This is a genomic window from Tardiphaga robiniae (assembly GCF_013359755.1).
Taxonomy (GTDB): Bacteria; Pseudomonadota; Alphaproteobacteria; order Rhizobiales; family Xanthobacteraceae; genus Tardiphaga; species Tardiphaga robiniae.
In genome coordinates this window covers 58,634-75,231 of record NZ_JABMCJ010000094.1, presented here as the reverse complement: position 1 = coordinate 75,231, position 16,598 = coordinate 58,634, and the positions used below count along the sequence as shown (strand labels likewise).

General features: G+C 62.1%; 16 protein-coding genes. 12 read left to right on the top strand and 4 right to left on the bottom strand.

Annotation, left to right across the window (positions count from 1 at the left end):
- The first annotated feature begins 95 nt into the window (after window positions 1-95).
- Entirely contained in the window at window positions 96-899 is an 804-nt protein-coding gene (locus HP556_RS26605; RefSeq protein ID WP_309941994.1) for a transglutaminase-like cysteine peptidase, read from the top strand.
- 45 nt (window positions 900-944) lie between these two features.
- Here the strand turns inward: HP556_RS26605 and HP556_RS26600 are convergent, their stop codons facing one another.
- The gene (locus tag HP556_RS26600; RefSeq protein WP_175369189.1) at window positions 945-2,633 is read right to left on the bottom strand and encodes a methyl-accepting chemotaxis protein; all 1,689 of its coding nucleotides are present in this window, start codon (window positions 2,631-2,633) and stop codon (window positions 945-947) included.
- Window positions 2,634-2,878: 245 nt separating this feature from the next.
- Between HP556_RS26600 and HP556_RS26595 the strand changes: the two genes are divergently transcribed.
- Both HP556_RS26595 and HP556_RS26590 read left to right on the top strand, forming a co-directional pair.
- Entirely contained in the window at window positions 2,879-3,721 is an 843-nt protein-coding gene (locus HP556_RS26595) for an SDR family NAD(P)-dependent oxidoreductase (RefSeq protein WP_175369188.1), read from the top strand.
- An 18-nt stretch (window positions 3,722-3,739) separates the two neighbouring features.
- Window positions 3,740-4,249, top strand: coding sequence for a cupin domain-containing protein (locus tag HP556_RS26590; protein ID WP_175369187.1), 510 nt, complete (start codon window positions 3,740-3,742; stop codon window positions 4,247-4,249).
- Here HP556_RS26590 and HP556_RS26585 read toward each other — a convergent pair.
- Window positions 4,230-4,526 carry a hypothetical protein gene (locus tag HP556_RS26585; protein WP_120287516.1) on the bottom strand — a complete coding sequence of 99 codons (297 nt, stop codon included), beginning with the start codon at window positions 4,524-4,526 and terminating at the stop codon, window positions 4,230-4,232. The genes HP556_RS26590 and HP556_RS26585 overlap by 20 nt on opposite strands.
- Window positions 4,527-4,676: 150 nt before the next feature.
- On the opposite strand from HP556_RS26585, the gene HP556_RS26580 reads away from it, so the two are divergent.
- Window positions 4,677-5,450, top strand: coding sequence for an SGNH/GDSL hydrolase family protein (locus HP556_RS26580; protein ID WP_120288064.1), 774 nt, complete (start codon window positions 4,677-4,679; stop codon window positions 5,448-5,450).
- 125 nt (window positions 5,451-5,575) lie between these two features.
- Here HP556_RS26580 and HP556_RS26575 read toward each other — a convergent pair whose 3' ends face one another.
- Complete coding sequence (locus HP556_RS26575) at window positions 5,576-6,802, bottom strand: LLM class flavin-dependent oxidoreductase (RefSeq protein WP_120287515.1); 1,227 nt, start codon at window positions 6,800-6,802, stop codon at window positions 5,576-5,578.
- 191 nt (window positions 6,803-6,993) lie between these two features.
- On the opposite strand from HP556_RS26575, the gene htpX reads away from it, so the two are divergent.
- The 4 genes from htpX to HP556_RS26555 all read left to right on the top strand — a co-directional run bounded on the left by htpX (window position 6,994) and on the right by HP556_RS26555 (window position 10,560).
- Entirely contained in the window at window positions 6,994-7,926 is a 933-nt protein-coding gene (gene htpX / locus HP556_RS26570; RefSeq protein WP_175369185.1) for a zinc metalloprotease HtpX, read from the top strand.
- Window positions 7,927-8,083: 157 nt separating this feature from the next.
- A complete protein-coding gene (locus HP556_RS26565; protein ID WP_175369184.1) occupies window positions 8,084-9,163 on the top strand; it encodes a DUF4892 domain-containing protein in 1,080 nt (359 codons plus the stop codon).
- Window positions 9,164-9,334: 171 nt separating this feature from the next.
- A complete protein-coding gene (locus HP556_RS26560; protein ID WP_089263479.1) occupies window positions 9,335-9,757 on the top strand; it encodes a hypothetical protein in 423 nt (140 codons plus the stop codon).
- A 53-nt stretch (window positions 9,758-9,810) separates the two neighbouring features.
- Window positions 9,811-10,560 (top strand): cupin domain-containing protein, encoded by a 750-nt coding sequence (locus tag HP556_RS26555; RefSeq protein WP_175369183.1) that lies wholly within the window; start codon window positions 9,811-9,813, stop codon window positions 10,558-10,560.
- A gap of 76 nt (window positions 10,561-10,636) precedes the next feature.
- Here the strand turns inward: HP556_RS26555 and sthA are convergent, their stop codons facing one another.
- Window positions 10,637-12,031 (bottom strand): Si-specific NAD(P)(+) transhydrogenase, encoded by a 1,395-nt coding sequence (gene sthA, locus HP556_RS26550; protein ID WP_175369597.1) that lies wholly within the window; start codon window positions 12,029-12,031, stop codon window positions 10,637-10,639.
- 275 nt (window positions 12,032-12,306) lie between these two features.
- Between sthA and HP556_RS26545 the strand changes: the two genes are divergently transcribed.
- From HP556_RS26545 to HP556_RS26530, 4 genes are all read left to right on the top strand, one after another.
- On the top strand, window positions 12,307-13,716 hold the full coding sequence (locus HP556_RS26545; RefSeq protein WP_175369182.1) for an MFS transporter: 1,410 nt from the start codon (window positions 12,307-12,309) through the stop codon (window positions 13,714-13,716).
- Between the two features lie 144 nt (window positions 13,717-13,860).
- Window positions 13,861-14,679: a chromate resistance protein ChrB domain-containing protein gene (locus tag HP556_RS26540; protein WP_175369181.1), complete on the top strand. Its 819-nt coding sequence runs from the start codon at window positions 13,861-13,863 to the stop codon at window positions 14,677-14,679.
- Window position 14,680: 1 nt separating this feature from the next.
- Window positions 14,681-16,078 carry a chromate efflux transporter gene (gene chrA / locus HP556_RS26535; RefSeq protein ID WP_175369180.1) on the top strand — a complete coding sequence of 466 codons (1,398 nt, stop codon included), beginning with the start codon at window positions 14,681-14,683 and terminating at the stop codon, window positions 16,076-16,078.
- Between the two features lie 105 nt (window positions 16,079-16,183).
- Complete coding sequence (locus tag HP556_RS26530; protein WP_175369179.1) at window positions 16,184-16,432, top strand: hypothetical protein; 249 nt, start codon at window positions 16,184-16,186, stop codon at window positions 16,430-16,432.
- Window positions 16,433-16,598: the final 166 nt, after the last annotated feature.

Sequence of the window (16,598 nt, the reverse complement as noted above, 5' to 3'; positions counted from 1 at the left end):
CTCGTCGAAAATTAGCCGCCTCAAGATGGCCCCACAAATGATCCGGTCACGTGCGAGCAGCCCTGCTTGCCGATGCCCGGACAGACGGGGCGTCTATGATGTGGACTTCTGCTTTTGCGCGGGTGCGCTGCGCGTCTGTGCTGGCCTTGGGGCTGGCGATTTTCGCGGCACCCACGGATCTCCTGGCCGGAACGGCCTTTCCTGACCAGGCGATCGACGCAGTCGAACGGCCTGCGGAGCCGTTTGGCCTCACCACATCGGCGCTGCCGGAAGGCGAGCTCAAAGCCAAATGGCGCGGGGTGGAACGCGAGCAGGACGACGAGCAGCTTGCCGTCGAGCTTTGTGCCGAGACACCCGTCCGCTGCTCGCCTGAGGCCGCGAAGTTTCTGGATATCGTCGGCGATGCCAGTGCTCGCGATGGTCGCGCCCGCATGGGTGAGGTCAATCGCGCTATCAATCTGGCGGTTCGGCCCGGTGATGATCTTGTGCTCTATGGCGCAACGGATGTCTGGCGCTCGCCGCTGGCGCTGCTCGCCACCGGCGCAGGCGATTGCGAGGACTACGCCATCGCCAAGTTCACCGCGCTGCGTGCCGCGGGCGTCGCCGCGGAGGATCTGCGCGTTGTGATCCTGCGCGATACGCTGCGCCAGGAAGACCACGCTGTTGCGGCCGCCCGTCTCGATGGCCGCTGGTTCATGCTCGACAACCGTCGCATGGCGATGGTCGAGGACGTCAACATGAAGAACACCCGGCCGCTCTTCGTGATGGATCACAACGGCATCCGGCAATATGTCGACGCGCCGCTGCTGGCAGCTACGCAGCGTCCCGTTGCGGATGAAGCAGCTCTGACCACGCTGGCAAGCAATGCCAAAAAGACATCGGGCCGCCCCGCGCTGTAAGCGGAACGGCCCGTATCGATCGAAGGTTTCGATCGCTCGCCTGATTTAGGCCGCGCGAACCTTGGTCAGGAAGTCTGTCACCGCCGATTGCAGCATGCTGGCCTGCCCGTCGAGCTCGCGCGCGCCGCTGAGCACCTGGCCGGCCGCTTGTCCCGTGGCGGAGGCTGCTGCGTTGACGCTGCCGATATTGGTGGCGATTTCGCTGGAGCCCGTGGCTGCGGCCTGAATGTTGCGGGCGATTTCGCGGGTCGCAGCGCCTTGCTCCTCGACAGCCGATGAAATCGCCATCGAAATCTCGCTCATCTTCTCGATGGTCGCACTGATATTGCCGATTGCCGAGACGGCATCTCCAGTCGTCGATTGCATGCTGGCAACCTGCGCCGAGATTTCCTCCGTCGCCTTGGCTGTCTGGGTTGCCAGGGCCTTCACTTCCGAGGCGACAACCGCGAAGCCACGCCCAGCTTCACCCGCGCGGGCAGCCTCGATGGTGGCATTGAGCGCCAGGAGGTTGGTCTGTGCTGCAATCGTGTCGATCAGCTGCACCACAACGCCGATCTTCTCGGCTGCGCCGGACAGGAGCTGAACCGTTGCGTTGGTTCGGTCTGCTTCGCCAACGGCCTGCCGCGCGATCTCGGTCGATTGCGCGACCTGCCGCGAGATTTCCTCGACGGAAGCGGTCAGTTCTTCCGCTGCAGCGGCAACGGTCTGCACGTTGTTCAGCGCCTTCTCGGACGCCATGCTGACGCTGGCGACGCGATCGGTGGTTTCGCTTGCGGTGTTGGTCATGGACGATGCGGTGGCCTGCATTCCGGCCGCGGACGTCGCAACCGATTTCACGACGCCGTTGACGCTTTGCTCGAAGCCATCGGCAAGGCTGTTCATCGCCGACTTGCGTTCGGCGGCGACGCGCTGCTGGACGGCTACCTCTTCCTGCTCGAGGCCCTGCATGCGGATCGCATTGTCCTTGAACACCTGCACGGTCGTGGCCATCGCGCCGATCTCGTCGCGACGATCGGCGCCGGGAATCTCGGCTTCCAGCTTGCCGTCAGCAAGATCCCGCATGCGGGTGCCGAGCTGGCTCAGCGGCCTCGTGATACTGCGGGCGATGAACCAGGCGATCAGACCGGCAATGACCGCGATACCGAGGATCGCTGTCGCCAGTGACCAGATGATCGGCGTCATCTTCGCATCGAGATCGTCGAGATAGGCGCCGGTGCCGACGAACAGATTCCAGTCGGGCACGGCAACCGCATAGGAGAACTTGCGGATCAATTCGGTCGTGCCCGGCTTCATGTATTCGTAATACAGCGTGACATCACCCTTGGCGGCGACGCCGTCGCGCAACTCGCGGGTCAGCGCACGGCCGTTGGTCGGGACGTCCAGCCGGTTGGTGCCGAACTGTTTCGGATCCGGCGTCACCAGCGCGATGCCGTTCATGTCATAGGAGAAGACGTAGCCGTTGCCCTTGTCATAAGTCATTGTGCGGGCGCGCTTGACGAATTCCTGGATCGCGGCATCCTTCGTCAACTCGCCGGCTGTCACCTGCTTCTGCAGACCGAGCGCCATGTTGCGCGCCGTTTCGACGATGGCGAGAACCTGCTCCATGCGAGAGCTGCGCATCTCAGCGCTGACGAGGCGCGTCGCCTGCACGCCGGCGAGGCAGAGACCGATCAGAGTGACGGTGACGAGAAGCCCAAGCTTGGCGGAAATCGGCAGGTTATTGAGCAGCTTCACGGAAAAGGTCTCCAGCAATCGCGAGCCATGCTTGGATGGCGGTACAATGCTGCACGATACGCAGATGCGTCTTAGAACTTCCTTAATCGTAATTCTCGGGACTCTCCGACGGTTGTGGCTTGGAAAGTGCGCCGCTTCATCTGCAAATTCAGCGGGCTGCGAGTCGCGCTGACTCAAAATACGCCTTGCGCGGGCGCAGGTTCGGGGCGTCAAATGCCGGCCATAAAAACAAACGGGGAAACGATATGGGGCGTCTCGACAACAAGGTCGCAGTCATCACCGGTGCAACGAGCGGCATCGGATACCGTACGGCGGAAATCTTCATCGCGCAGGGTGCGAAAGTTATGATTGCCGGGCGTCGTGCGTCGGAAGGCAATGCGCTTGCTTTGAAGCTCGGCGCAAATTGCAGTTTCCGTCAGACCGACGTTACCGATGAAGCGCAGATGAGTGCACTGATCGGTCACGCGGTCGAGAAATTCGGCCGCATCGATTGCCTGTTCAACAATGCCGGCGGTCCGGCGCAAACCGGTGGTATCGAAGGCCTCGATGTCGATCGTTTCGATACGGCGATGGCGACACTCGTACGCAGCGTCATGCTCGGCATGAAACATGCCGCCCCGTATATGAAGAAGCAGGGCTCGGGCAGCATCATCAACAATGGCAGTATTGCCGGCCGGCTCGCCGGCTACTCGTCCTCGGTGGTCTACGGCGCCGCCAAGGCCGCGGTCATCCATCTGACCAAATGCGTGGCGATGGAGCTCGGTGAGAGCGGCGTGCGCGTCAACAGCATCTCGCCAGGCGCCATCGCGACCGGAATCTTCGGCAAGGCGCTGGGACTATCGGTGGAAGCAGCCGAGCAGACGCCGGCGCTGATGCGCGAGGCATTCAAGGCTGCGCAGCCGATCCCGCGCGCTGGTCTGCCGGACGACATCGCTCATGCCGCCGTCTTCCTCGCCAGCGACGAGTCGTCTTTCGTCAATGGCAACGATCTGGTGGTCGATGGCGGTGTCACCGGTGGTCGCAACTGGAGCCAGCAGCAGCAAGGCTATGTCGCGATGCGCAAGGCGTTCGGCCAGGACAATGGCTGACGGGCAGGGGAGCGAAGAATGTCCATCACATGCGATGCGGTCGCACCGAGGCTGCCTGAAGCCCACTATGTGTCCGTTGCTGTTGCAGCAGGATTGATGTGTGCAATTGCCCTTGGCAAGGCACTTCCGGCGACAATGGACGCCTTGTCGATTGTTCTGGCGCCGCTTTGCGCCGTCAACGCTGGCTCCAGCGCCAATCCCGGCGATGCGGTGGAACTGATCACATCGCATGCGCTGCCGAATGTGCCGGGAAAGCGCGTGACCATTGTACGCGTGTCCTATGGACCCGGCGGCTTCAGCGCGCCGCATCGTCATTCCGGCACGGTGACAGCCTACATCACCAAGGGAGAGATCCGCTCGCAGCTCGGCGGCGGTCCGGTCGAAATCTTCAAGGTTGGGCAGTCATTCTTCGAGCCGCCGGGCTCGACGCATCTCGTCTCGGCCAATGCGAGCAATACGGAGCCGGCCGAGCTGATCGCAGTGTTTGTGGCCGATGAAGGCGCGCAGCTTACGATGCCGCTGGACTAGTTGCGGTGGTCAAGGCTGGCGTCTTTGGCATGACGCGTCCATGCCGTTGCAGGAAGGACAAGCCTGCGGCCGTCACTTGAACGACGGAGCCATGTCCGGCGATGTGCATGCGTGTGGCAAATCCGCGGTCGATGCAGTCTTCCCACACCGTCAGTCGCGGGCACGACGTCCGCCATGCATCGAGCACGTCGGCATGGGATCTGGGTTCGCGCGCGATCCATTCCAGGAGATCAAGGATCAGGGGATCGAGGTCATGGGAATCGAGCTCATGGGGCATGGCGCTGTCTGCCTCCCGCGATCGAGGCCGGCGCAATCCGCACCGACCTATGCTATCGATACGCATATCCGCACATAATAAGAACCGGGAGACAATCCATTGTCCAGAACTTTGCGAGTCTTGCTTGTCGCCGTGGCGACCCTTGCTGCCATGGCCAGTGCGTCCGTTGCGGTGCAAGCGCAGACCAAACCCAAGGTCACGTCGCTGGGGCCCGATTTTCCGAAGACCGAGATCTTCATCGGCAACAGCTTCTTCTATTTCAACAACAGCATGCACAGCCACGTGCTGGGGATGGTGCGCGCTGCCGACCCCGCCAACAGGACGAGCTATCAGGCGACCTCGGTGACCATCGGCGGCTCCGGCTTCGAATGGCACGATGTCGAGAGCTACTTTCGACCCAATGCCATCGCGTCCTATTCCTTCGATGATAATAACAACATCATCTTCAACAAGCGGGAGCGGCTGTTCGATGCTGCGATCATGATGGATTGCAGCCAGTGCCCGATCCATCCCAAGCTGAAGTCGGTCTTTACTGAATATGCGAAAAAGGATGCGGACATCGTCAGGGCGCATGGCGCGAAACCGGTCTTCTTCATGTCCTGGGCCTATGAAGACAAGCCGGAGATGACGCAGCAACTGGCCGAGGCCTATACGGTCGCCGGTAATGATAACAATGCCTTGGTGATTCCGGCAGGTCTGGCATTTGCCAGGGTGCGCGCGAAGCAGCCCGAGCTCAATCTGTACCAGCCCGACAGGCGTCATCCGAGCATGGCAGGCACATACCTTGCGTCCTGCGTGGTCTTCGCCGCGCTGACGGGCCGCTCGCCGGTGGGCAATCCGTATCTCGCGGGTCTCGATGAAGCGACTGCGAAGATGCTGCAGACGGCGGCGTGGGAAACGGCGCAGGATTACTACGGGAAGTAGGCCGCCAGCCTCTCCCCGTCATTGCGACGCAGCGAAGCAATCCAGTCTTTCTTTGCCGAAGTGAAGAGCTGGATTGCCGCGTCGCTTCGCTCCTCGCAATGACGGAGGAAAGGCCTGAGCCGGGCTTACCCCTTCTTCTGCAGATCCGGTGCATTGACGAGCGGAATCGCTACGCGCCCTGGTCCGGTGAGCGGCAGCGCCGCGGCGGCCTTGTCGTTGGCCATGATCTTGGCCATCACGGCCTGGCCCGCGCGCTCGAACACCTCGCGGTTCTCGATCACGAATTGCTGCGACTTGCGCAAAGACGCGATGTAGCCGTTGATCTCCGGCACCACATAGCGCGCCACCATGTCCCAGCTGCGCCTCGTGTTCTCCGGATTGGCCCAGTCATGCACGAAGCCGATGATGGTGCCGACACCGCCTGAGACCTGCATCAGGTTCTTGATGGTCTTGATGAGGTCATCCGGCGTGCCGATGGTCGAGGCCGCATTCTCGCCGCCCGCCGTCTTTTCGACTGCGTCCTCGGGTGAGGTGAAGGGCTGCAGGCCCGGCCGCTGCAGCGTGCCGACATTGTATTCGTTGTGCCAGCGCATCAGGCCGGGGCCGGCCTCGCGCGCGGCCTGTTCGCGCGTCTCGGCGATGTGCCAGGACAGCAGCACACGCCAGTTGGCGCGGTCCACCGTGGTGCCGTGCTTCTTCGCGGCATCCTCTGCAAAGCCCCATTGCGTCGGCAGCGCCATCAATCCCTGCGTCGACATCGAGCCGAGCGAGATGATGCCGATGCCGTATTTGCCGGCCAGCGTCATCCCCGACGGCGAGATCTGCGACGCAACCACGAAGGGCATCTCCTCCTGCAGCGGCAGGATCTGCAGCGCGGCATCGTTCATGGTGAACCAGTCGCTCTTCGCGGTGACGCGTTCGCCGTTGAACAGCCGACGGATGATGGCGATGGCTTCGTCCTGGCGGTCGCGCTGGGTCATCGGGTCGATGCCAAGCGTATGCGCGTCGGAAGCGAGAGCCCCGGGGCCGGAACCGAAAATGGCGCGACCGCCGGTCATGTGGTCGAGCTGCACCATGCGTTGCGCGACATTGTAGGGATGATGATAGGGCAGCGAGATCACGCCGGTCCCCAGGCGAATGCGCTTGGTACGTTCGCCTGCCGCGGCGAGGAACATTTCCGGCGAGGCGATCATCTCCCAGCCCGACGAATGATGCTCGCCGCACCAGAATTCATCGTAGCCGAGCGCATCGAGCTGCTCGACGAGATCGAGGTCCCGCCGGAACTGCAGCATCGGATGTTCGCCGATCGGATGATGCGGTGCGAGAAAGGCGCCGAACTTCACGCGAGCCATAGTGTTTCCTCTTTGTAATGTTTTTTAATGTTTTCGTTGCGCGCAGCCTATGGCCACATGTCGCGGCATTCAATGCAGTCCGCTGCATGGCCGCGACGCGCTGCCGCACAATGCCGTCTTGCGGAACGATCGGGCGGATCACCATTTGATGCCTGCACCGCAGCGTTTTCCGCAGGCGGGCAGGAGGACCAATGAGCTACTTCAAAACTGCGATTCTGCTGGCTGGCATGACCGCCCTGTTCATGGGTGTCGGCTATCTCATGGGCGGCGCGTCGGGTGCGATGATCGCGCTGGTGGTCGCCGCCGGCATGAACATGTTCGCCTACTGGAATTCGGATCGCGCGGTGTTGTCGATGCACGGCGCCCAGCCGGTTGATGCACGTAACGCGCCGGACCTGTATCGCATGGTCGGCGAGCTCGCCCAGAATGCCGGCCTGCCGATGCCCAAGATCTACATCATGGACAATCCGCAGCCGAACGCCTTTGCGACCGGCCGGAATCCGGAGAACGCGGCCGTTGCCGTGACCACCGGCCTGATGCAGCAGTTGTCGCGCGAGGAACTCGCAGGCGTGGTGGCGCATGAGCTGGCGCATATCAAGCATCACGACACGCTACTGATGACCATTACCGCGACAATTGCCGGTGCGATCTCGATGATCGCGCAGTTCGGCATGTTCTTCGGCGGCAACCGCAACAATAATGGCCCGGGCATGATCGGCCAGATAGCGCTGATGATCCTGGCGCCGCTCGCCGCCATGCTGGTGCAGATGGCGATCAGTCGCACGCGTGAATATGCCGCCGACGAGATGGGCGCGCGTATTTGCGGCCAGCCGATGTGGCTCGCTTCGGCGCTGGCCAAGATCGACAACGCCGCGCATCAGATTCCCAACGAGGATGCCGAGCGCGCGCCGGCGACAGCGCATATGTTCATCATCAACCCGCTGTCGGGGCGTGCCATGGATAATCTGTTCACCACGCATCCCGCGACGCAAAATCGAATCGCAGCGCTGCAGCAGCTTGCGGGGCAGATGGGTGCTCAGTCGCAGGTGCCGACCCGATCCACACCTCAAGCAACTGGCCCATGGAACGGCGGTCAGTCGCGTCCGCGCGGTCCGTGGGGCTAAAACCCATTTGGACTTAACGAGATTGGTCGCCGCGCAGCATCGTCCGGTTCAATGAAAACCGGGCATGGCTGCGCGGCTATTCGTTGCGCGTGAGTCCGCTTGTTTCCACCTCGTGAATCGTCATCGTGTGCGCTCCTGAAACGGGGGCGCATGGCTCATGCTCGGACGCATTCTGACGGTTGGCTTGTTTGTTCTGTTCGGTGCGTGTGCGGCACAGGCCGATGCGACGATTCCCAACAAGGATATTCCCGGTGCCCGGGATAGTGCGCTGCTGAAGCGTTACGACGGCTCCTTCATCATCAGCTATGAGCGTCTCGCCTTCACTGACTTCACCATCCCGCTGTCGAAGCTCGAAAAGACGGGTGATAGCGACCGCGATCGCATGAACAATCAGGTCTACAAGCCGAACAAGGCGCTTGAAGTGGAAGGTGCGCGGACGCGCATCACCTATCTGCTTCCGGCCAACCGTTCGCCGCTCGAAGTGCTGCGCAACTATCAGGATGTGGTGAAAGCAGCCGGCGGCGAGGTTCTGTACACCTGCAAGACCGATGACTGTGGTGGTGATCCGACACGCTCGGCCGCGGGCGGCGGCGGCGATATGAGCCTGCTGATGTATTTCGTCACTGAGGCGCAGTTGAAAGACGGTGATTTCTCCAATGGCAAATGCGCCATGGCGTCTCATCTCGACGATCAGCGCTTCTTCGCTGCCAAGATCCCGCAAGCTGGCGGCGAAGCCTATGTCACCGTGCAGACCTATCTCGTGAAGGACGATCTCTACTGCAAGGCCTTCAACGAACGCACCGTGGCCGTCGTGCATATCGTCGAGCCGAAGTCACGTGAGCAGAAGATGGTGGTGGTAAAGGCCGACGAGATGGCGAAGACCATCGGCTCTACCGGCCGCGTTGCCCTTTACGGAATATTCTTCGATACAGGCAAGGCCGACCTGAAGCCGGAATCATCGCCGACCCTGCAGGAGATCGCCGGGCTTCTGTCGTCCGATCCCAAACTGGCCGTGTTGGTCGTTGGTCACACCGACAATCAGGGCGCCTATGACTACAATCTCGATCTGTCGCGCCGCCGTGCGGAGTCGGTTGTGGCGGCGCTCACCACGAGCTTCCGCGCCGATGGCAAGCGCCTGCGCGCAGCCGGTGTCGGCATGCTCGCACCCGCAGCATCGAATGACCAGGATGACGGCCGCGCCAAGAACCGGCGTGTGGAGGTCGTCAAGCTGAACTGATCGCAACGGATGTTCGGCTGGGTGGGTTCGCCCGTGTCAGGTCTTCGGATAGGCGAAGGCATATCTCTCCGGATTCGACCAAAGCCCAATAGTGTCGAAGAGGCCCTCGGGGATATTGGTATCGGAAGTTGATGGAAAGGTTGTTGCCCGGACAGATAGAAGGGTAATTGCATGACGCCCGATGCCGTCGCCTTGGCCTCTATGGTCCTTCTGATTTTCTCGATGGGCTTCTTTCTGCTGTCGTCACCGGCCTTTCTGCTGGTGAGGCTGGATATCCCGGAAGTGACTCAGTTACTGCGGGGCCTGTTCCGCTCTTATTTCCTGATGGTCGCTATCGCCGGTGTCATCGCGACAACGGCCTTTGCACTGGCTGGTCGACTGGTTTTCACCATCGGCATCGGCTTGATCGCGGCTTTTGCGATCTGGGCGCGGGGCTGGTTCTTGCGGCGGATGGATAGTCAGATGAGCGCACGAGACGCCGGTGATGCCGAGGCCGTGCGCCGGCTCCGACGGATGCATTGGGGCGGCATGCTGTCGAACGCATTCCAGCTTGCCGCCATTATCGGCAGCATCCCCTACGTCATGTCGGCCTGATCAGCCTCGCAGCACAGCGATGTGCTGACGATAAAGCGCGATGGAGAATGCAGATGAGCAAGTTCTCATGGCGGTGGTTGTCACGTCAGAAGCCGAAGCCTTCGAATGCTGGGTCTCTGGATGCCGCGCAGGGTATCGAACGATTTGCAGGCAGCGATCGGCGTCAGTTACTTCAGGCGCTGTCGGCCATCGCCGGTGGCGGCGCTTTGGTCGCGCTGCCGCAAAGCTCGGATGCGAAAGATGCGAGCGAGCTGCCACCGCCCAAGCGGGTCGTGACCGGCCGCGATGAAGCCGGCAAGTCGGTGTTCAAGTCCTTCGATGTCACGTCCAAGGTCGTGGAGATCGATGCCAATCCCGGCCTGACATTCTACGAACTCTATAGGACCGAGGGCGTGCCGCAGCTCACCGGCCTGGAGCCGGACCCGATGCTCAAGGGAACGCGCGCTTTTCCCGGCCCGGGCGGCACGATGTTTCGGCTGATCTCCTATCCGCCCAGACGCGCCGAAAGCTGGAAGCCGCCGCCCGGCGTCACAATGGAAAGCGGGCTGCGCGAGTTGTCGGACAAGGTCCCGGGCATGGGGAATCATTTCGAGCGCGATGCGCCAGGCATGCACACGTCGGATACGATCGATTACGGAGTCGTGGTTCGCGGCGAGATGACGCTGGAATTGGACGATGGTCAGAAAGTCCATTTGCGTCAGGGCGACTGCGTTGTGCAGAACGGGACACGCCATCGCTGGCGCAACCCGTTGCCGGAGCCCTGTCTCATGGCGTTCATCTCGATTGGTGGCAAGCGCAGCTAGGAGAGTGGGGCTGCCTCCATCATTCCGGACTCGCGCTCTCGGCTGCGCCGAGACCGTGCTCTGGAATGACAAAGAGTTACCTTGCCGTCATCCTGTTCCATGCATCCAGCCCGGCGATCTTGTAGGCCTCGGCCAGCGTCGGATAGTTGAACGTGTTCTGGATGAAGTAGTCGATCGTGCCTTTGAGATTGAGCACGGCCTGGCCGATATGGATCAGCTCGGTCGCGCCTTCGCCAAGGATATGCACGCCGAGCAGGCGGCGGGTCTTGGTGGAGAAGATCATCTTCATCATGCCGCTATCCAGGCCCATGATATGGCCGCGCGAGGTCTCGCGAAAGCGCGCGACGCCGACCTCATAGGGAATGCCCTTCTGGCGGACTTCCTCTTCGGTGAGGCCGGTCGTGGAAATCTCCGGCACCGAATAGATGCCGTAGGGAAAGAACTCCGGGGGCGCCAGCGGCTCCATCCCGAGCGCGTGGCAGGCGGCAACGCGGCCCTGTTCCATCGATGTGGAGGCCAGTGAAGGAAAGCCGATGACATCGCCCGCCGCATAGATATGCGGCACGCTGGTCTGTAGCGTAACGGGATCGACGGCAATGCGACCGCGGTGATCGACGGCGATGCCGGCAGCATCGAGATTGAGCCGGTCGGTCGCGCCGACGCGGCCGGCGGCGAACAGCAACATCTCGGACGTGACGTTGCGGCCGTCAGCGAGCCGGGTGACGATCTGGCCATGTGCGTTCTGCTCGATCGCATTGACCTTGGAGCCGAGCCGTAGCGCGACATTGCGGTCGCGCAGCTCATGCATGAATTCGTCGATCAGCTCCTTGTCGATGAAATCGAGAAAGGTCGGCCGCGGCTCGATCAGGGTCACGGCGACATCGAGCGCGCTGAAGATGGTGGCATATTCGACGCCGATCACGCCGGCGCCGATCACCGCGAGGCTGCGCGGCAGTTTCGGCAGGTCGATGATCTCGTCGCTGTCGAACACCGTCTTGTTGTCGAACGGGACATAATCCGGCCGGAACGGGCGGGTGCCGCAGGCAATCAAGATATGGCCGGCGGAGACATTCTTGATCTCGTTCTTCTCGTTGGCGATCTCGATCTGGTGCGGTCCGGTGAAACGTGCCTCGCCGAGCGCCGTCTTCACGGCATTGCGGCTGAACTGATGCTCCAGCACCTCGACCTCGTGGTCGAGTGTCTTCTGCAGCCGCACAATCAGGTCGTGGGCGTCGATGTCCTGCTTCACCCGATAGGAGCGGCCGTAGAAGCCGCGCTCGCGCCAGCCGGACAGGTTGAGCACGGTCTCGCGCAGCGTCTTCGATGGAATGGTGCCGGTATGGACCGAGACGCCGCCGACCCGCCGGCCCTTCTCCACCACCAGCACCGATTTACCGAGCTTGGCGAATTGGACGGCTGCGCGCCGGCCAGAGGGGCCGGAGCCGATCACGATCATGTCGTAGTCATACATCGAAGAGGCCTCGAAACCGGAAGGGCCGGCATATGCAATCGTCTCGCCATGCAGCAATCGGGCCACAGGCGGTATCTTCCTGCACGAGGAATGCAAATTCGGTGTGACTTGGACGGGGAGATCGACCTGCGAAGCTGGGCCTGCGGTCAGCGCCACCAATTCCGACGGGAGAGTTCAATTGAATAAGGCTACCTCCGAGGTAATCGACGCGATGACTGGAAGCTGGGATCAAAGTGGGCGGCTGCTTCAGGCCGAACCGTTGAGCGAGGCGCTCCATGCACCAGATCGTTGCCAATCCTGTCGACTCCGTGCGCCGCTGGTGGGTGCTGGCGATCGTCGTTGCGGCGCAGTTCATGTTTGGGGTCGATGCCTTCATCGTCAATGTCGCGATCCCAACCATCGCGGTCGAGCTTCGTGCCAGCGCGGCGCAGATCGAGGCCGTGATTGCGGTCTATCTGATCGGATATGCGACGCTGGTGATCACCGGCGGCCGGCTCGGTGATATCTATGGCACCAAGCGCACCTTTCTCGCCGGCGTGCTCGGCTTCACCCTGACGTCACTGTGGTGCGGGCTCGCGCAATCTGGACCGGAGCTGATTCTGGCGCGGCTGGCACAGGGCGCCGCTGCGGCGCTGATGGTGCCGCAGGTGCTGGCCACCATCCATGTGCTGTTTGTCGACGAAACCCGCGCCCGCGCCTTCGCCGTCTATGGCATCGTGCTTGGCCTTGCCGGCGCTGCGGGCTTTCTGCTCGGTGGTCTGCTGGTGACGATGGACCTTGCAGGTCTCGGCTGGCGTGCAGTGTTCTTCGTCAATGTACCGGTGGGGCTTGTCATCATCGCGGCGGCGTGGCGGCTGATGCCATCCGTTCCTCGCCGTCCAGGCACGCGGCTGGATATACCGGGTGCGCTGGTGCTGTTCGCCGGGTTGCTCGGTCTGATCGGCCCGCTGCTGTTCGGGCACGAATTGCACTGGGCGCCGTCTGTATGGCTGGCGATGGCTATGGGTGCGGCAGTGATCGTCGGCTTCGTCAGGCTGGAGCGCCGTGTCGCGCTGCGTGGTGGCATGCCGCTGATCGATCTGGCGTTGCTCGCGGATGCTGCTTTCATGCGCGGGCTGTGCGCGGTGTTCTTTTTCTTCTTCGCCAATCTGTCATTTTACCTGGTGATGACATTGTTCATGCAGAATACGCTGCACATGCCGCCGCTGCGGGCCGGTTTTATTTTCGTACCGCTGGCGCTGGCCTTCGTTGTCGCATCCCGTCACAGCGGCATGCGGTCACGCCATCGTGGCACGCTGGTGCTGATCGAGGGCTGCGTGGTGCAGGTCATCGGTCTTGCCGCACTGGCCGCAACGGTGCTGGCCGTCAACGCGTCGTCTGCATCGCTGCTGGCGGTGCCGCTTGCCGTGTTCGGTTACGGCCAGGGTCTGGTCATGGCGCCGCTGTCCAGTGCCGTGCTGTCGACCGTACAAACGTCGAGCGCGGGAGCCGGCTCGGGCATGTACGGCACCACGACGCAAATCGCCAATGCAGCCGGCGTTGCTGCGATCGGCGCGGTCTATTTCGCGGTGCAATCCGCAGCATCGGCAGTCACCGCGCTGCTCGCAAGCCTCGCATTATGCGTGTTGTCGGTCGCCGCCAGTGCGGGCTTTCTGCTGTGGATGCGCCGCGCGGGCAACGTATAGAATTCCAGCACGGCGTTTGATCGTCCAGCACGCGCCTTGACAGGTCAATCGCGATGGCTTGATATTGGGGCATGGGGACAAAGCGATCTCCCCACGAGGCGACATGCCCAAGTATCGCGTCCCGCATTCCTGCAAGGACGCGCCATGTCATCGATTAACAGCATTTCCGTTGAAAAACTCGTTCGCCTGATCGGGACGCCGAAATGTCCCGCGCTCGTCGATGTTCGCACCGACGAGGATTTCGCCCTGTCGCCGTTTCTCCTGCCAGGTTCGGTCCGGCGGCCATTCGACGACGTGAATGGCTGGGCCGCGGCGCTGCGCGGTCGGTCCGCCATGGTGATCTGCCAGAAAGGTCTCAAGCTCAGTCACGGCGTTGCCGCGCTGCTGCGCGAGGCCGGTATCCCGGCAGAGGTTCTGGAAGGCGGATATCTCGCATGGGAGAGTGCAGGCCTGCCGCGCGTTCCCGCCGGCAAGTTGCCGCCGCAAAACCCGCAGGGCCGCACCGTGTGGGTGACGCGGGAGCGCCCAAAGATCGACCGCATTGCCTGTCCCTGGCTGATCCGGCGTTTCATCGATCCGGCGGCGCTGTTCATGTTCGTTGCGCCGTCGGAAGTGTCGGCAGTCGGCGAGAAATTCGATGCTGCGCCCTTCGATATCGAAGGCGTGTTCTGGAGCCATCGCGGCGAGCTCTGTACCTTCGATGTGATGATCGAGGAATTCGGCCTCACCACGCCGCCGTTGCTGCGGCTGGCTACCATTGTCCGCGCAGCGGATACAGCACGGCTCGATCTCGCCCCGGAAGCGCCGGGCCTGCTGGCGGCGTCACTCGGCCTGTCGCGGATGTATGCCGACGATCTCGAGCAGCTTGAGGCTGGACTGAATCTGTACGATGCGTTCTATCGCTGGTGCCGCGATGCCAGCACCGAAACCCACAACTGGCCGACAGCAAAGACGAAAGCTTGAGATGGCGGAAGCAACTTCGGTCACACCACCGGCCATTCCCGAGCCGCAGACCCACGGCGTGTCCTTCTCCGAGGCGTTTTCGGTGTGGCTGCGGATCGCATTGCTTTCCTTCGGCGGTCCGGCCGGGCAGATCGCGGTGATGCATCGGATCCTGGTCGATGAGAAGCGCTGGGTGTCGGAAAGCCGGTTTCTGCATGCGCTGAACTATTGCATGCTGTTGCCGGGCCCGGAGGCGCAGCAGCTCGCCACCTATATCGGCTGGCTGATGCACCGGACCGCCGGCGGGCTGATGGCCGGCGGGCTGTTCATCCTTCCCGGTGCGATCTGCATCATGGTGCTGAGCTGGATTTACGCTGCATTCGGCAATGTCGGCTTCGTCGCGGCGCTGTTCTTCGGTTTGAAGGCCGCGGTGCTCGCGATCGTGCTGCAGGCGGTGGTGCGGGTCGGTAGCCGCGCGCTGAAGAACGACGTGATGCGCGCGCTGGCGGCCATCGCCTTCCTCGCGATCTTCTTTCTCGATGTGCCGTTCCCGGTGATCGTTTTCGGTGCGGCAGCGATTGGCTTCCTCGGCGGTCGGGCCGGTCTGCCGGCCTTCACGGTGAGTGCGGGTCACGGGTCATCAGGCGGAGGCGACGCTGATAGTTTGCTCGGAGATCAACTTCCTCTCCATGCCCGGCCGAGTGTACGGCAGTCGCTCATCGTTGCGACCGTCTGGCTGGTGCTGTGGCTCACGCCCGTCGCTGTGCTGCTCGTGGCGTTCGGCAGCAATGACGTGTTCAGCCAGATTGCCGTTTTCTTCTCCAAGATGGCAATGGTCACCTTTGGTGGTGCCTATGCGGTTCTCGCTTATGTCGCGCAGCAGGCCGTCGATCACTACGCATGGCTGAAGCCGGGCGAGATGCTCGATGGTCTTGGCATGGCCGAAACCACGCCTGGTCCGTTGATCATGGTGCTGCAATTCGTGGGCTTCATGGCTGCCTTCCGCGCACCGGGGGTGTTGCCGCCGCTGCTGGCGGGCACGCTTGGTGGATTGCTCGCGACCTGGGTGACCTTTGCGCCGTGCTTTCTCTGGATTTTCCTCGGGGCGCCGTTCGTCGAAACTCTTCGTGGCAACCGCGCGCTGAGCGCCGCGCTGGCGGCGATTACCGCCGCAGTGGTCGGCGTCATCCTCAACCTGGCGATATGGTTCGCCATCCACACGATGTTTCGGGAAGTGAAACCTGTTCGCACGCTCGGACTCAGCTTCGACATGCCGGTTCTGCAGAGCGTCAATGGATGGGCTGTCGCGCTGTCGGTCGCGGCGCTGCTTGGGGTCTTCTATCTGAGGATTGGTTTGCTGCAGATCCTGTTGGCTTGTGCAGGCGCGGGTGTGCTTTTGCACATCGTCGGTCTGGTGTGACGTCAATCGCGAAACCGTGTGCGGAACCGGTAATTGACGGCCGACGGAACAGGAACGTTTCGAACCACGTCGCGTTGAAGGCCGTTCACTCAACAGGAGCTGACCATGCGGAAAACCATTCTTGTTGCGATCTGCGCCACGGCCATCGGCGCTACTCCGTTCGCAGCCTTTGCCCAGGCGACCGGCCCGTCCGGCCAGGATTCGACCAAGATGGGCACCGGCACGACGGCGAAGGATGGCGAGACCAAGGCCACGGGCACCCAGGGAATGTCGAAAAATAGCGCGAAGAAGGATTCCATGCACAAGGACAGCATGAAGAAAGACAAGATGATGAAGAACGAGATGAAACAATAACCCGTCATCTCTCCCCGACTCGCCCCGTATGACCTGGCCATGTTATGGCCGGCCCTGCGGGGCTTCCTTTGCAATATAGGTAATTTCGGAAGCGTCCGTGGCGCCTCTCGTTTCGTTGATAGGTATATTGAAACCGTATTTGTTTTATTTTGCAGTGCAGCAACCA

Coding starts and splice junctions, on each gene's coding strand:
- HP556_RS26530 (WP_175369179.1), top strand. CDS start 16,184: ATGCGGAAAACCATTCTTGTTGCGATCTGCGCCACGGCCATCGGCGCT.
- HP556_RS26540 (WP_175369181.1), top strand. CDS start 13,861: ATGTCATCGATTAACAGCATTTCCGTTGAAAAACTCGTTCGCCTGATC.
- HP556_RS26555 (WP_175369183.1), top strand. CDS start 9,811: ATGAGCAAGTTCTCATGGCGGTGGTTGTCACGTCAGAAGCCGAAGCCT.
- htpX (WP_175369185.1), top strand. CDS start 6,994: ATGAGCTACTTCAAAACTGCGATTCTGCTGGCTGGCATGACCGCCCTG.
- chrA (WP_175369180.1), top strand. CDS start 14,681: ATGGCGGAAGCAACTTCGGTCACACCACCGGCCATTCCCGAGCCGCAG.
- HP556_RS26545 (WP_175369182.1), top strand. CDS start 12,307: ATGCACCAGATCGTTGCCAATCCTGTCGACTCCGTGCGCCGCTGGTGG.
- HP556_RS26585 (WP_120287516.1), bottom strand. CDS start 4,526: ATGCCCCATGAGCTCGATTCCCATGACCTCGATCCCCTGATCCTTGAT.
- HP556_RS26565 (WP_175369184.1), top strand. CDS start 8,084: ATGCTCGGACGCATTCTGACGGTTGGCTTGTTTGTTCTGTTCGGTGCG.
- HP556_RS26595 (WP_175369188.1), top strand. CDS start 2,879: ATGGGGCGTCTCGACAACAAGGTCGCAGTCATCACCGGTGCAACGAGC.
- sthA (WP_175369597.1), bottom strand. CDS start 12,031: ATGTATGACTACGACATGATCGTGATCGGCTCCGGCCCCTCTGGCCGG.
- HP556_RS26580 (WP_120288064.1), top strand. CDS start 4,677: ATGGCCAGTGCGTCCGTTGCGGTGCAAGCGCAGACCAAACCCAAGGTC.
- HP556_RS26575 (WP_120287515.1), bottom strand. CDS start 6,802: ATGGCTCGCGTGAAGTTCGGCGCCTTTCTCGCACCGCATCATCCGATC.
- HP556_RS26560 (WP_089263479.1), top strand. CDS start 9,335: ATGACGCCCGATGCCGTCGCCTTGGCCTCTATGGTCCTTCTGATTTTC.
- HP556_RS26605 (WP_309941994.1), top strand. CDS start 96: ATGATGTGGACTTCTGCTTTTGCGCGGGTGCGCTGCGCGTCTGTGCTG.
- HP556_RS26590 (WP_175369187.1), top strand. CDS start 3,740: ATGTCCATCACATGCGATGCGGTCGCACCGAGGCTGCCTGAAGCCCAC.